This window comes from Halomonas sp. KM007, assembly GCF_050709225.1.
Classification (GTDB): Bacteria; Pseudomonadota; Gammaproteobacteria; order Pseudomonadales; family Halomonadaceae; genus Vreelandella; species Vreelandella hamiltonii.
Genome location: NZ_CP136131.1, coordinates 1,631,601 through 1,646,081, shown reverse-complemented (window position 1 = coordinate 1,646,081; position 14,481 = coordinate 1,631,601). Strand labels below are relative to the sequence as shown.

General features: G+C 58.0%; 8 protein-coding genes. All 8 read left to right on the top strand.

The annotated features are described in order from the left end of the window. Nucleotides 1-211: 211 nt before the first annotated feature. The 8 genes from rpoB to rplC all read left to right on the top strand — a co-directional run bounded on the left by rpoB (nt 212) and on the right by rplC (nt 14,470). Nucleotides 212-4,288 carry a DNA-directed RNA polymerase subunit beta gene (rpoB, locus tag RVM27_RS07665; protein ID WP_498957674.1) on the top strand — a complete coding sequence of 1,359 codons (4,077 nt, stop codon included), beginning with the start codon at nt 212-214 and terminating at the stop codon, nt 4,286-4,288. 10 nt (nt 4,289-4,298) lie between these two features. Further along, nucleotides 4,299-8,513, top strand: coding sequence for a DNA-directed RNA polymerase subunit beta' (rpoC, locus tag RVM27_RS07660; RefSeq protein WP_287808237.1), 4,215 nt, complete (start codon nt 4,299-4,301; stop codon nt 8,511-8,513). Nucleotides 8,514-8,709: 196 nt separating this feature from the next. Beyond that, nucleotides 8,710-9,084 (top strand): 30S ribosomal protein S12, encoded by a 375-nt coding sequence (rpsL, locus tag RVM27_RS07655; protein ID WP_009098973.1) that lies wholly within the window; start codon nt 8,710-8,712, stop codon nt 9,082-9,084. Nucleotides 9,085-9,225: 141 nt separating this feature from the next. After that, complete coding sequence (gene rpsG / locus RVM27_RS07650) at nt 9,226-9,696, top strand: 30S ribosomal protein S7 (protein WP_016915771.1); 471 nt, start codon at nt 9,226-9,228, stop codon at nt 9,694-9,696. 167 nt (nt 9,697-9,863) lie between these two features. Further along, on the top strand, nt 9,864-11,987 hold the full coding sequence (gene fusA, locus RVM27_RS07645) for an elongation factor G (RefSeq protein WP_287808240.1): 2,124 nt from the start codon (nt 9,864-9,866) through the stop codon (nt 11,985-11,987). Nucleotides 11,988-12,016: 29 nt separating this feature from the next. Continuing rightward, entirely contained in the window at nt 12,017-13,210 is a 1,194-nt protein-coding gene (gene tuf / locus RVM27_RS07640) for an elongation factor Tu (RefSeq protein ID WP_039180669.1), read from the top strand. Between the two features lie 159 nt (nt 13,211-13,369). Next, complete coding sequence (gene rpsJ, locus RVM27_RS07635) at nt 13,370-13,681, top strand: 30S ribosomal protein S10 (RefSeq protein WP_009098983.1); 312 nt, start codon at nt 13,370-13,372, stop codon at nt 13,679-13,681. A 150-nt stretch (nt 13,682-13,831) separates the two neighbouring features. Next, nucleotides 13,832-14,470, top strand: coding sequence for a 50S ribosomal protein L3 (gene rplC, locus RVM27_RS07630; protein ID WP_039180665.1), 639 nt, complete (start codon nt 13,832-13,834; stop codon nt 14,468-14,470). The last annotated feature ends 11 nt before the right edge of the window (nt 14,471-14,481 follow it).

Sequence of the window (14,481 nt, the reverse complement as noted above, 5' to 3'; positions counted from 1 at the left end):
TGAAGCGTACGTTGTTGTAATGCGTCAGTTGTAAAGCGTGAGCGTGTCGGCAGGCAACAACGAAGCGCGGACAGCACTACCGTAACACTGTTATCTATCAAGATTTTTGACGGCGAGCTACCGATTGAGGAGCTTGCTGTCTGCGTCTGAAACGCCCGCGGGCAGATGACCACGCATCGGTCACCCATGGTGAACAAGCTGGGGAATACAGATGGCTTACTCATATACTGAGAAAAAACGCATCCGCAAGGATTTCGGCAAACTGCCCCAAGTGATGGATGTGCCTTACTTGCTGGCCATCCAGCTTGATTCCTACTACGACTTTCTCCAGCAGGATCGTTCGCCTGATGAGCGGCACGAAGTGGGTCTGCACGCGGCATTCAAGTCCGTGTTCCCGATCGAGAGCTTCTCGGGTAACGCTGCGCTGGAATATGTCAGCTATCGCTTCGGTACGCCGGCGTTCGATGTGAAGGAGTGTCAGCTGCGTGGCGTGACCTACTCCGCCCCGCTGCGCGTCAAGGTTCGCTTGATCATCTATGATCGCGACTCCTCGAACAAGGCTATCAAGGATATCAAAGAGCAGGAAGTCTACATGGGGGAAATCCCCCTGATGACCGAGAACGGTACCTTCGTCATCAACGGTACCGAGCGGGTAATCGTTTCCCAGCTCCACCGCTCACCCGGTGTGTTCTTCGATCATGACAAGGGCAAGAGCCACTCTTCCGGCAAGCTGCTCTACTCTGCTCGCGTGATTCCTTACCGTGGCTCATGGCTCGACTTCGAGTTCGACCCGAAAGACAACGTCTTCGTGCGTATCGACCGTCGTCGCAAGCTGCCGGCTTCCGTGCTGATGCGCGCGCTGGGCATGAGCACCGAAGAGATCCTCGACGAGTTCTTCGAAACCAGTACCTTCCATATCGAAAAGTCTGGCTTCTCCGTGGAGCTGGTTCCGTCGCGCCTACGCGGTGAAACCGCCACCTTCGACATCAAGGATGCCGATGGTGAGCTGATCGTCGAAGAAGGCCGTCGGATCACCCAGAAGCACATCCGCCAGTTGGAAAAAGCGGGTCTGGAGCGTCTGGAAGTGCCGATGGAGTACCTGTTCGGCAAGACGCTGGCCAAAGACCAGATCGACACCAAGACGGGCGAGCTGATCTGCCCGTGCAACACCGAAATTACCCCAGAAGTGCTGGAGCGCATGGCTCAGGGCGGCATTACCCTGATCGAAACGCTCTACACCAATGACCTGGACTGCGGTTCCTTCGTTTCCGACACGCTGAAGCTGGACACCACCAGCTCGCAGCTGGAAGCGCTGGTCGAAATCTACCGCATGATGCGTCCTGGCGAGCCGCCCACCAAGGAAGCCGCCGAAACGCTGTTCCACAACCTGTTCTTCACCGAAGACCGCTACGACCTGTCGGGCGTGGGCCGGATGAAGTTCAACCGTCGTCTGCGTCGTGACTCCGACGTGGGCTCCGGTGTATTGGACCGCAAGGACATCCTCGATGTGCTGCGCGAGCTGATCAACATCCGTAACGGCTTTGGTGACGTCGACGATATCGACCACCTGGGCAACCGTCGTATCCGCTGCGTTGGCGAAATGGCCGAGAACCAGTTCCGTGTAGGTCTGGTGCGTGTCGAGCGTGCGGTGAAAGAGCGTCTGTCCATGGCGGAGAGCGAAGGCTTGATGCCCCAGGACTTGATCAACGCCAAGCCCGTGGCGGCGGCGGTGAAAGAGTTCTTCGGTTCCAGCCAGCTGTCCCAGTTCATGGACCAGAACAACCCGCTTTCCGAGGTGACTCACAAGCGTCGTGTGTCGGCACTCGGCCCGGGCGGTCTGACCCGTGAGCGTGCAGGCTTCGAAGTACGTGACGTACACGCCACGCACTACGGTCGTCTGTGCCCGATCGAAACGCCGGAAGGCCCGAACATCGGTCTGATTAACTCGCTGGCAACGTACAGTCATACCAACAGCTATGGCTTCCTGGAAACGCCGTACCGCAAAGTGAATGCCTGTCAGGTCACTGACGACATCGTTCACCTGTCGGCGATCGAGGAGGGCGACTTCGTTATCGCCCAGGCGTCGGCGGCAGTAGACGAGTCTGGCAAGCTGATCGATGACCTGGTGCAGGTACGCCACCGCGGCGAAACCACCTTCATGCGTCCTGAGCAAGTGACGCTGATGGACGTGTCTCCGCGTCAGGTGGTATCGGTCGCAGCGGCCTTGATCCCGTTCCTGGAGCACGATGATGCCAACCGCGCCTTGATGGGTGCGAACATGCAGCGTCAGGCCGTTCCGACCCTGCGTGCCGACAAGCCGCTGGTCGGTACCGGCATGGAGCGTTTCGTGGCCCGCGACTCCGGCGTATGTGCCGTGGCGCGCCGAGGCGGCGTCATCGACTCCGTGGATGCGCGTCGTGTGGTGGTGCGGGTCAATGAAGATGAGATCATCGGCGGCGAAGCCGGCGTCGACATCTACAACCTGACCAAGTATACCCGCTCCAACCAGAACACCTGTATGAACCAGCGCCCCATTGTGCGGCCTGGCGACAGCGTGGCACGCGGCGATATTCTGGCCGACGGCCCGTCTGTCGACATGGGGGATCTGGCTCTGGGCCAGAACATGCGCATCGCGTTCATGCCCTGGAACGGTTACAACTTCGAAGACTCCATCCTGCTCTCCGAGCGTGTCGTTCAGGAAGATCGCTTCACCACGATTCACATTCAGGAACTGACCTGTGTGTCTCGTGACACCAAGCTGGGGCCGGAAGAGATCACTTCCGATATCCCCAACGTCGGTGAATCGGCGCTGGGCAAGCTGGACGAAGCGGGCGTTGTGTACATCGGTGCTGAAGTCGGCCCCGGCGACATTCTGGTGGGTAAGGTAACGCCGAAAGGTGAAACCCAGCTGACGCCGGAAGAGAAGCTGCTGCGCGCCATCTTCGGTGAGAAAGCCTCTGACGTGAAAGACACCTCCCTGCGCGCCCCCACCGGCATGAAAGGTACGGTTATCGATGTTCAGGTGTTTACTCGTGACGGCGTTGAGAAAGACTCCCGTGCGCTCTCCATCGAGCAGATGCAGCTGGACGAAGTGCGTAAGGATCTTCAGGAAACCTACCGTATTGCCGAAGACGCCACCTTTGAACGTCTGAAGCGTACGCTGGATGGCCAAGCGGTTAATGGCGGCCCGAACCTGAAGAAAGGCGACGTGCTGAGCGAGACGTACCTGGACGAACTGCCCCGTCAGCAGTGGTTCAAACTGCGCATGCAGGATGAAGCCTACAACGAACTGCTGGCCCAGGCCGATGAGCAGCTCGAAAACCGCCGTAAAGAGATGGACGAGCGTTTCGAAGACAAGAAGCGCAAGCTGACCCAGGGCGACGACCTCGCACCGGGCGTGCTGAAAATCGTCAAAGTCTATATGGCGGTCAAGCGTCGTATTCAGCCCGGTGACAAGATGGCCGGTCGTCACGGTAACAAAGGTGTTATCTCCGCGATCATGCCCATCGAAGACATGCCATTCGACGAGAAGGGCGAGCCGGTGGACGTGGTGCTGAACCCGCTGGGCGTACCGTCGCGCATGAACGTCGGTCAGATTCTGGAAACCCACCTGGGTATGGCGGCACGCGGCTTGGGTGTCAAGATTGACGCCATGCTGCGCGACGCCCGCGGTCAGCAAGTCGCAGAAATTCGTGACTTCCTGGGTCAGGTGTATAACACGCCCGGTACCCGCGTCGAGGATATCGACTCGCTGACCGATGACGAAGTCATCGCGCTGGCGAAGAACCTAAAGGGCGGTGTGCCGATGGCCACGCCGGTGTTCGACGGTGCCAAAGAGCACGAAATCAAGCACCTGCTGAAGCTGGCGGACATTCCGGAGTCGGGCCAAATGACGCTGTACGATGGCCGTACCGGCGATGCGTTTGACCGTCCGGTGACCGTTGGCTACATGTACATGCTGAAGCTCAACCACCTGGTAGACGATAAGATGCACGCGCGTTCTACCGGTTCTTACTCGCTTGTTACGCAGCAGCCGCTGGGTGGTAAGGCGCAGTTCGGTGGTCAGCGCTTCGGTGAGATGGAAGTGTGGGCGTTGGAAGCCTACGGCGCTGCGTACACGCTACAAGAGATGCTCACCGTCAAGTCGGACGACGTCGAAGGCCGCACCAAGATGTACAAGAACATCGTGGATGGCGACCACACCATGCAGGCAGGCATGCCGGAATCCTTCAACGTACTCGTGAAGGAAATCCGCTCGCTGGGCATCGATATCGAGTTAGAGAGCTAGGAGCCGTCATATGAAAGATTTGGTGAAAGTACTCAAATCGCAATCTCAGTCCGATGAGTTTGACGCGATCAAGATTACCCTCGCGTCGCCGGACATGATTCGCTCCTGGTCGTTTGGCGAGGTGAAGAAGCCCGAGACCATCAACTACCGTACCTTCAAGCCGGAACGGGATGGTCTGTTCTGCGCCAAGATTTTTGGCCCGGTCAAGGACTACGAGTGTCTGTGCGGCAAGTACAAGCGCATGAAGCACCGTGGCATCATTTGTGAGAAGTGTGGCGTCGAAGTCACCAAGGCTGCCGTGCGCCGTGAGCGCATGGGCCACATCGAGCTGGCCTCGCCGGTCGCTCACATCTGGTTTTTGAAATCACTGCCGTCGCGTATCGGCATGTTCCTCGATATGACCCTGCGTGATATCGAACGCGTGCTGTACTTCGAAAGCTTCGTGGTCATCGACCCCGGCATGACCACGCTGGAGCGTGGTCAGCTGCTCAACGACGAGCAGTACTTCGAAGCCCTGGAAGAGTTCGGCGATGACTTCGACGCCCGCATGGGTGCCGAAGCCGTTCAGGAACTGCTCAAGGACATCGATCTGGAAGAAGAGATCAACACGCTGCGCGAAGAGATTCCGCAGACCAACTCTGAAACCAAGATCAAGAAGCTCTCCAAGCGCCTGAAGCTGCTTGAAGCCTTCTACCACTCCGGTAATGCGCCGGCGTGGATGGTCATGGAAGTGCTGCCCGTGCTGCCGCCGGATCTGCGACCGCTGGTACCGCTGGACGGTGGCCGCTTCGCGACCTCCGATCTCAACGACCTCTACCGTCGTGTGATCAACCGTAACAACCGCCTGAAGCGTCTGCTGGACCTCAATGCGCCGGACATCATCGTGCGCAACGAGAAGCGTATGCTGCAGGAAGCGGTGGATGCGCTGCTGGACAACGGCCGTCGCGGCCGTGCCATCACTGGCTCCAACAAGCGTCCGCTGAAATCCCTTGCCGACATGATCAAGGGTAAGCAGGGCCGTTTCCGTCAGAACCTGCTGGGTAAGCGTGTCGACTACTCAGGCCGTTCGGTCATTACCGTGGGCCCGACCCTGCGTCTGCACCAGTGTGGTCTGCCGAAGAAGATGGCCCTCGAGCTGTTCAAGCCGTTCATCTACTCCAAGCTGCAGTCGCTGGGCCATGCGTCCACGATCAAAGCCGCGAAGAAGATGGTCGAGCGTGAACTGCCGGAAGTGTGGGATATTCTGGCCGACGTCATCCGCGAACACCCGGTACTGCTCAACCGTGCACCGACCCTGCACCGTCTGGGTATCCAGGCGTTCGAACCGCTGCTGATCGAAGGCAAGGCGATCCAGCTGCACCCGCTGGTGTGTGCGGCTTACAACGCCGACTTCGACGGTGACCAGATGGCGGTCCACGTACCGCTGACCCTGGAAGCCCAGCTCGAAGCCCGTGCGCTGATGATGGCGACCAACAACGTGCTGTCGCCTGCCAACGGCGAGCCGATCATCGTGCCGTCGCAGGACGTTGTTCTGGGTCTGTACTACATGACCCGCGAAAAGATCAACGCCAAGGGCGAGGGCATGGTGTTCTCTGACCTCAACGAGGTAGAGCGCGCCTTCGGTACTCAGTCCGTCTCGCTGCATGCCCGCGTCAAAGTGCGCCTGGATGAAGTGGACGTCGACGAAGAGACCGGCGAGCGCTCCGAGCATCGCCGCCTGTACGACACCACCGTGGGTCGTGCCCTGCTGTTCCGCATTCTGCCGGAAGGCGTACCGTTCGCGCTGATCGATCAGCCGATGAAGAAGAAGGCGATCTCCAGCCTGATCAACGAAGTGTATCGTCGCGCGGGCCTCAAGCCCACGGTCATCTTCGCTGACCAGCTGATGTACACCGGCTTCCGTCTGGCGACCTGGTCCGGCGCCTCGATCGGTGTCAACGACTTCGTCATTCCCGACGCAAAGACCGATATCGTCGAAGCGGCCGAAGCCGAAGTCAAAGAGATCGAAGACCAGTTCTCGTCCGGTCTGGTGACCGCAGGCGAGAAGTACAACAAGGTTATCGATATCTGGTCCAAGGCCAACGACAAGGTGGCCAAGGCGATGATGGTAGGTATCTCCAAGGAGACCGTCGTCGACCGTGAAGGCAATGAAGTGGAGCAGGACTCCTTCAACAGCGTCTTCATCATGGCCGATTCCGGTGCCCGTGGTAGCGCCGCCCAGATCCGTCAGTTGGCGGGTATGCGTGGTCTGATGGCCAAGCCGGATGGCTCGATCATCGAAACCCCCATCGTGGCCAACTTCCGTGAAGGTCTGAACGTACTTCAGTACTTCATCTCGACCCACGGTGCGCGTAAAGGTCTGGCGGATACGGCCCTGAAAACGGCCAACTCCGGTTACCTGACTCGCCGTCTGGTCGACGTGGCCCAGGATCTGGTGATCACCGAAATCGACTGTGGCACCGAGAACGGTCTGACGCTGCACCCGATCATCGAGGGTGGCGACATCATTGTACCGCTGTCACAGCGTGTACTGGGCCGAGTGGTGGCGCAGGACGTCATCGATCCGAGCACCGAAGAAGTGCTGATCCCGCGCAACACGCTGCTCGACGAGAAGTGGTGTGCCTCGCTGGACACCATGGGTGTGGACGAGATCGTGGTGCGCTCCACCATTACCTGTGACACCGCGCACGGCGTTTGTTCGTCCTGCTACGGTCGTGACCTGGCGCGTGGCCATCAGGTCAACATCGGTGAGTCGGTGGGTGTCATCGCTGCCCAGTCCATCGGTGAGCCGGGTACCCAGCTGACCATGCGTACGTTCCACATCGGTGGTGCAGCATCGCGTTCTTCGGCGGTCGACAGCGTACAGGTGAAGCACGGCGGTAAAGTACGCCTGCACAACATCAAGCACGTTGAGCGTGCCGACGGCAAACTGGTGGTGGTGTCTCGTTCAAGCGCCCTGGCTGTCGCCGACGATCATGGTCGTGAGCGTGAGTACTACAAGCTGCCTTACGGTGCCGAGCTGTCGGTTCGCGACGGTGACGTCGTCGACGCTGGCACGGTCGTGGCCAAGTGGGACCCGCACACCCATCCGATCATTGCGGAAGTGGAAGGTAAGGCGCAGTTCATCGATCTCGACGAGGGTGTCACCATGCACCGCAGCGTCGATGAAATGACTGGTCTCTCCTCCATCGAGGTCATCGAGTCGGCCGCCCGCCCGATGGCTGGCCGCGACAAGCGCCCGATGGTGATGCTGCAGGACGCCGCAGGCGAGTACGTGTCCGTGTCCGGTTCCAACACGCCGGTACAGTACCTGCTGCCCGGCAACTCGATCATCTCCGTGGACGACGGCTCGACCATCGGTGTGGGTGAAGTCGTTGCCCGTATCCCGGTAGAAGCCTCGGGTAACAAAGACATCACCGGGGGTCTGCCGCGCGTAGCCGACCTGTTCGAAGCCCGTAAGCCGAAAGAGTCGGCCATTCTGGCGGAAATCAGCGGTGTGGTGAGCTTCGGTAAAGAGACCAAGGGCAAGCGTCGTCTGACGATCACCCCGGAATCTGGCGATCCGTTCGAAGCGCTGATTCCGAAATGGCGTCAAATCGCCGTCTTCGAAGGCGAAGCCGTCGAGAAGGGCGAAGTGATTTCCGATGGCCCGAGCAACCCGCACGACATCCTGCGCCTGCTGGGTGTGGCGGAGCTGGCCAAGTACATCACTGCCGAAGTACAGGACGTATACCGTCTGCAAGGCGTAGGCATCAACGACAAGCACATCGAAGTCATCGTGCGTCAGATGCTGCGCAAGGTAGAGATCACCGATTCCGGCGACTCTGACTTCATCACCGGCGACCAGGCAGAACTGGTGCGCGTGCTGGAGCAGAACGAGCGTCTGGAGAAAGAAGGCAAGTTCCCGGCCAAGTACCAACGCTTGCTGCTGGGTATCACCAAGGCCAGCTTGGCCACCGAATCGTTCATTTCGGCGGCGTCGTTCCAGGAAACGACCCGCGTATTGACCGAAGCGGCGGTAACCGGCAAGCGCGATTACCTGCGTGGCCTGAAAGAAAACGTGGTAGTTGGACGTCTGATTCCGGCAGGTACCGGTCTGACTCACCACGCAGAGCGTCGTCGCAAGCGCGAAGACGTAGAGCGTCTGTTCAACCCCTCGGCTACCGAGGTTGAGCAGGAGCTGGGTGCTCAGTTGACCGCCCTGGATTCAGACGACGATCTGTAACCCAGGGCAGGCCAAGAGCAGCCAAGAGCGGCTGGCCCTGAATGGCAGAACCTGGCGGTAAACCACCGCCAGGGCTTGACGCCAGGCAGGGTCAGCCTTTAGAATGCGCAGCCTTTAACAGTGGGGTGGGTGCGCCCGCATCCGCTGCTTGCATTTGTTAATAGGCCAAGGCAACCATTGGAGTCAGCTAAACACCATGGCAACGATTAATCAGCTAGTGCGCAAGCCGCGCAAGCGCCCCGTCACCAAGAGTGACGTGCCTGCGCTTCAGGCATGCCCGCAAAAGCGCGGCGTTTGTACGCGCGTTTACACCACCACCCCCAAGAAGCCGAACTCGGCCCTGCGTAAGGTTTGCCGTGTGCGCCTGACCAACGGTTTCGAAGTCTCTTCTTACATCGGTGGTGAAGGTCACAACCTCCAGGAGCACTCTGTTGTTCTGATTCGCGGCGGTCGTGTAAAGGATTTGCCAGGTGTGCGTTATCACACCGTTCGTGGCGCCCTTGACACCTCTGGCGTACAGAACCGTAAGCAGGGTCGTTCCAAGTACGGTACCAAGCGTCCGAAGTCCTAAGGCGCTGAACGCAGCCTCATGGAGCGCTGCGGTGTTACCTTTTAACCGAATATGATGGTCTGATAAGAGTAAGGTCGGGCGGCGCCAAAGGCGCAAGCAGGTTCCGGGTTTACCTGAAGGATCCTTAATTGAGGGCTTATCATGCCTAGAAGAAGAGTTGTAGCTAAACGCGAAATCCTGCCGGATCCCAAGTTCGGAAGTGAGCGTCTGGCGAAGTTCATGAACCACCTGATGGTCAGCGGCAAGAAGTCCGTAGCTGAGCGCATCGTCTATGGTGCGTTGGACAAGGTTGCCGAGCGTAGTAAAGAAGAGCCGCTGGAAATCTTCGACAAGGCGCTGGAAACCATCCAGCCGATGGTCGAAGTAAAGTCGCGCCGCGTGGGTGGTGCTACTTATCAGGTGCCGGTTGAAGTTCGTCCGTCACGCCGCCAAGCGCTGGCAATGCGCTGGCTGGTAGACGCTGCGCGTCGTCGCGGTGAGAAAACGATGGTTCAGCGCCTGGCAGGTGAAATGCTGGATGCCGCTGAAGGCAAGGGCTCTGCTGTCAAGAAGCGTGAAGACGTGCACCGTATGGCAGAAGCCAACAAGGCCTTCTCTCACTATCGTTTCTAAGCTCGACGTTTCTGGGCTCGTGTCTTTTTCTGTCGGTTGCAGGGCGTTAAAGGTTTTTATCGTCATGTTGCAACACGCCGCCGCTATCGTTGTCGATGGCGGCGGTAGCATAAGCAGAAATGGCACCGCTGGATTAACGAGCATCACCAACTAACGGGAGTTTCACCGTGGCACGCAAGACTCCACTGAATCGCTATCGTAATATCGGTATCGTGGCGCACGTTGATGCGGGTAAAACCACAACAACCGAGCGCGTACTGTTCTATACGGGTCTGAACCACAAGTTGGGTGAGACGCATGAGGGTGCGTCTACAACTGACTGGATGGAGCAGGAGCAAGAGCGTGGGATCACTATCACCTCTGCTGCAGTAACCACTTTTTGGCGGGGTATGGCTCAGCAGTTCGACGAGCACCGTATCAACATCATCGATACCCCTGGGCACGTTGACTTCACCATTGAAGTCGAGCGTTCGCTGCGTGTTCTCGATGGTGCGGTCGTTGTGCTGTGCGGTTCCTCCGGCGTTCAGCCGCAGACCGAAACCGTATGGCGTCAGGCCAACAAATACGAAGTTCCGCGCATGGTGTTCGTCAACAAGATGGACCGTACCGGCGCTGACTTCTTCATGGTTGTCAACCAGCTGAAAGAGCGTCTGGGTGCCAACGCTGTGCCGATCCAGATCAACTGGGGCACGGAAGAAGACTTCAAGGGCGTTATCGACCTGATCGAGATGAAGGCTATCTTGTGGGACGAAGAAAGCCTGGGCATGAACTTCGAGCTGGTGGACATTCCTGCGGAGCTGCAAGAGACCGCTGAAGAGTACCGCGAGCAGATGGTCGAAGCCGCTGCCGAAGCGTCCGAAGAGCTGATGGACAAGTACCTTGAAGAAGGCGAGCTGAGCGTCGCTGAAATCAAGGCAGGTCTGCGTGCTCGTACACTGGCCAACGAAGTCGTTCTGGTCACCTGTGGTTCTGCGTTCAAGAACAAAGGTGTTCAGGCGGTTCTGGATGGTGTTATCGAGTACATGCCTTCGCCGACAGAAGTCAAGGCGATCGAAGGTGAGCTTGACGACAAGGATGGCACCATTGCCACTCGTGTTGCCGACGACAGCGCTCCGTTCGCCGCTCTGGCGTTCAAGATTGCTACCGACCCCTTCGTAGGTACCCTGACCTTCATTCGCGTCTACTCCGGCGTTCTGAAGTCTGGTGACGGCGTCTACAACTCCGTCAAGCAGAAGAAAGAGCGCGTTGGCCGTATCGTTCAGATGCACGCCAACTCGCGTGAAGAGATCAAGGAAGTACTCGCGGGCGACATCGCGGCCTGTATCGGCCTGAAAGATGTCACCACCGGTGACACCCTGTGCGATATCGACAACAAGATCGTTCTCGAGCGCATGGAGTTCCCGGAGCCGGTTATTTCCGTTGCCGTCGAGCCGAAGTCCAAGGCGGACCAGGAAAAGATGGGTATCGCACTGGGCAAACTGGCCCAGGAAGATCCTTCCTTCCAGGTCAAGACCGACGAAGAGACCGGTCAGACCATCATCTCCGGTATGGGTGAGCTGCACCTGGACATCATCGTTGACCGTATGCGTCGCGAGTTCAAGGTAGAAGCCAATATCGGTAAGCCGCAGGTCGCCTACCGCGAAACCATTCGCGGCAGCGTCGAGCAGGAAGGCAAGTTCGTTCGTCAGTCTGGTGGTCGTGGTCAGTTCGGTCACGTCTGGCTGCGCATCGAGCCGCTGACTGCAGAAGAGAAGGGTGAAGGCGAAGAAGAAATCTTCTTCAAGTTCAACTCTGAAATCGTGGGTGGTGTGGTTCCCAAGGAATACGTCCCTGCGGTTGAAAAGGGTGCTTTCGAGCAGCTGAAAAACGGTGTCATCGCCGGTTACCCGATGATCGACGTCAAAGTCACGCTGTTTGATGGTTCCTACCATGACGTGGACTCGAACGAGACTGCGTTCAAGATTGCTTCTTCCATGGCAGTGAAAGAAGGTGCCCGGAAGGCCAAGGCCGTGCTGCTGGAGCCGGTGATGAAGGTCGAAGTCGTGACCCCCGAAGATTTTATGGGTGACGTCATGGGCGACCTGAACCGTCGTCGCGGCCTGGTGCAGGGCATGGATGACTCTTCCTCTGGTAAAGTCATTCGTGCAACGGTGCCACTGGGTGAGATGTTCGGTTACGCAACCGATCTGCGCTCACAGACCCAGGGCCGTGCGAGCTACTCTATGGAGTTCGCGAAGTACGAGGAGGCGCCCTCCAGCGTCGTTGAAGCCGTCATCAACCAAAACGGTTAACCGTTAGCTAACGTAAAGAGGTTATAGCAGTGGCTAAGGAAAAATTTGAACGTTCCAAACCGCACGTCAACGTCGGCACCATCGGTCACGTCGACCACGGTAAAACGACTCTGACAGCGGCCCTGACCCGCGTGTCTGCTGAGGTTTTCGGCGGCGACTGGCGTGCATTCGATACTATCGATAACGCACCGGAAGAGCGTGAGCGTGGTATCACCATCGCGACTTCTCACGTTGAGTACCAGTCCGAGCAGCGTCACTACGCGCACGTTGACTGCCCGGGGCACGCTGACTACGTCAAGAACATGATCACTGGTGCTGCTCAGATGGACGGCGCTATCCTGGTATGTTCTGCCGCTGACGGCCCCATGCCGCAGACTCGCGAGCACATCCTGCTGTCTCGTCAGGTTGGCGTTCCGTTCATCGTTGTGTTCCTGAACAAAGCGGACATGGTCGATGATGAAGAGCTGCTCGAGCTGGTCGAAATGGAAGTTCGTGAACTTCTGAACGAGTACGACTTCCCGGGTGACGACACGCCGATCATCACTGGTTCTGCGCTGATGGCTCTGAACGGTGAAGACGAGAACGGCATGGGTACCACCGCCGTTACCAACCTGATCAAAGCTCTGGATGACTACATCCCTGAGCCGGAGCGTGCTATCGACCAGCCGTTCCTGATGCCGATCGAAGACGTATTCTCTATCTCTGGCCGTGGTACTGTTGTTACCGGTCGTGTAGAGCGCGGTATCGTTAAAGCCGGTGAAGAAGTGGAAATCGTGGGTATCCGCGACACCACCAAAACTACCGTTACTGGCGTTGAAATGTTCCGTAAGCTGCTCGACGAAGGTCGTGCAGGTGAGAACGTTGGCGCGCTGCTGCGTGGTACCAAGCGTGATGACGTCGAGCGTGGTCAGGTTCTGGCCAAGCCGGGCACCATCAACCCGCACACCACGTTCGAAGCCGAAGTATACGTACTGTCCAAAGAAGAAGGTGGTCGTCACACGCCTTTCTTCAAGGGCTACCGTCCTCAGTTCTACTTCCGTACCACTGACGTAACTGGTACTTGTGAACTGCCGGAAGGCGTTGAAATGGTAATGCCGGGCGATAACATCAAAATGGTTATCACCCTGATCGCTCCGATCGCCATGGACGAAGGTCTGCGCTTCGCTATCCGCGAAGGTGGCCGTACCGTAGGTGCTGGCGTCGTCGCCAAGATCGTCAAGTAAGCTGTTGGCTTGATGATGCAAGGGGGCTCGCAAGAGCCCCCTTTTCTGCGCACCAATCGCAAATGTTTGACATGGCCGATTGGCGTGCCTATAATGCGCATCCTTTGAATGCGTGGGTAGACGGCTCGCGCCGTCGACATCCATTGGAGTTTAGGGCAAATGCAGAACCAAAAGATTCGCATTCGGTTGAAAGCGTTCGACCATCGCCTGATCGATCAGTCCACTGCGGAAATCGTTGAAACCGCTAAGCGTACTGGTGCTCAGGTTCGTGGTCCGATCCCGCTGCCGACCAACCGCGAGCGCTATACCATCCTGATTTCTCCGCACGTCAACAAGGACGCGCGCGATCAGTATGAGATTCGCACTCACAAGCGTGTGCTCGACATCGTTGAGCCGACCGAGAAAACCGTTGATGCGCTGATGAAGCTCGACCTCGCCGCTGGCGTAGACGTGCAAATCAAGCTCGACTAATACACTAGACACTTTGCGGCCCAGCGCTCATCGCCATCTGTCGAGAGCAGCAGCCGCCGCGCCGTGAGGCGCCACACAATGTGCTAGTGGAATGCTCTGGAAAGGGCAGCCATAGCGGGTGATAGCCCCGTACACTATAGGAGACTGAGCATGACTATCGGTTTAGTCGGTATCAAGGCCGGGATGACCCGCGTCTTTACCGAAGACGGCGCATCCGTGCCCGTGACCGTTATTGAAGTTGATCCTAACCGTGTAACGCGCGTCAAGACGCTTGAGTCTGACGGCTACGCAGCGGTTCAGGTCACTACTGGTTCTCGTAAAGCCAAGCACCTCACCAAAGCGCAAGCGGGTCAGTTTGCCAAGGCGGGTGTCGAGGCTGGTCGTTCACTGATGGAATTCCGCCTTGCAGAAGGCGAAGAAGCTCCTGAAGTGGGTGGCGAACTCACCGTATCCCTCTTCGAAGCTGGTCAAAAGATCGACGTGACTGGCACTTCCAAGGGTAAAGGCTTCCAGGGTGCTGTTAAGCGCTGGAACTTCCGTACCCAAGACAACAGCCATGGTAACTCCCTGTCGCATCGTGCGCCGGGTTCTATCGGCATGTGTCAGACACCTGGTCGCGTATTCAAGGGCAAGAAAATGGCCGGTCAAATGGGTAACGCCCGTTGCACCGTACAGAGCCTTGAGATCGTCCGTGTCGACGCCGAGCGTAACCTGCTGCTGATCAAGGGCGCTGTACCGGGAGCGACCGGTAGCAACGTTATCGTTCGCAGCGCCGTGAAAGCTGGCTGAAGGGGATAATT

Excerpts from the sequence above, each read along its gene's own strand:
- rpsL (WP_009098973.1), top strand. The coding sequence starts at position 8,710 with ATGGCAACGATTAATCAGCTAGTGCGCAAGCCGCGCAAGCGCCCCGTC.
- rplC (WP_039180665.1), top strand. The coding sequence starts at position 13,832 with ATGACTATCGGTTTAGTCGGTATCAAGGCCGGGATGACCCGCGTCTTT.
- rpsG (WP_016915771.1), top strand. The coding sequence starts at position 9,226 with ATGCCTAGAAGAAGAGTTGTAGCTAAACGCGAAATCCTGCCGGATCCC.
- rpsJ (WP_009098983.1), top strand. The coding sequence starts at position 13,370 with ATGCAGAACCAAAAGATTCGCATTCGGTTGAAAGCGTTCGACCATCGC.
- rpoB (WP_498957674.1), top strand. The coding sequence starts at position 212 with ATGGCTTACTCATATACTGAGAAAAAACGCATCCGCAAGGATTTCGGC.
- rpoC (WP_287808237.1), top strand. The coding sequence starts at position 4,299 with ATGAAAGATTTGGTGAAAGTACTCAAATCGCAATCTCAGTCCGATGAG.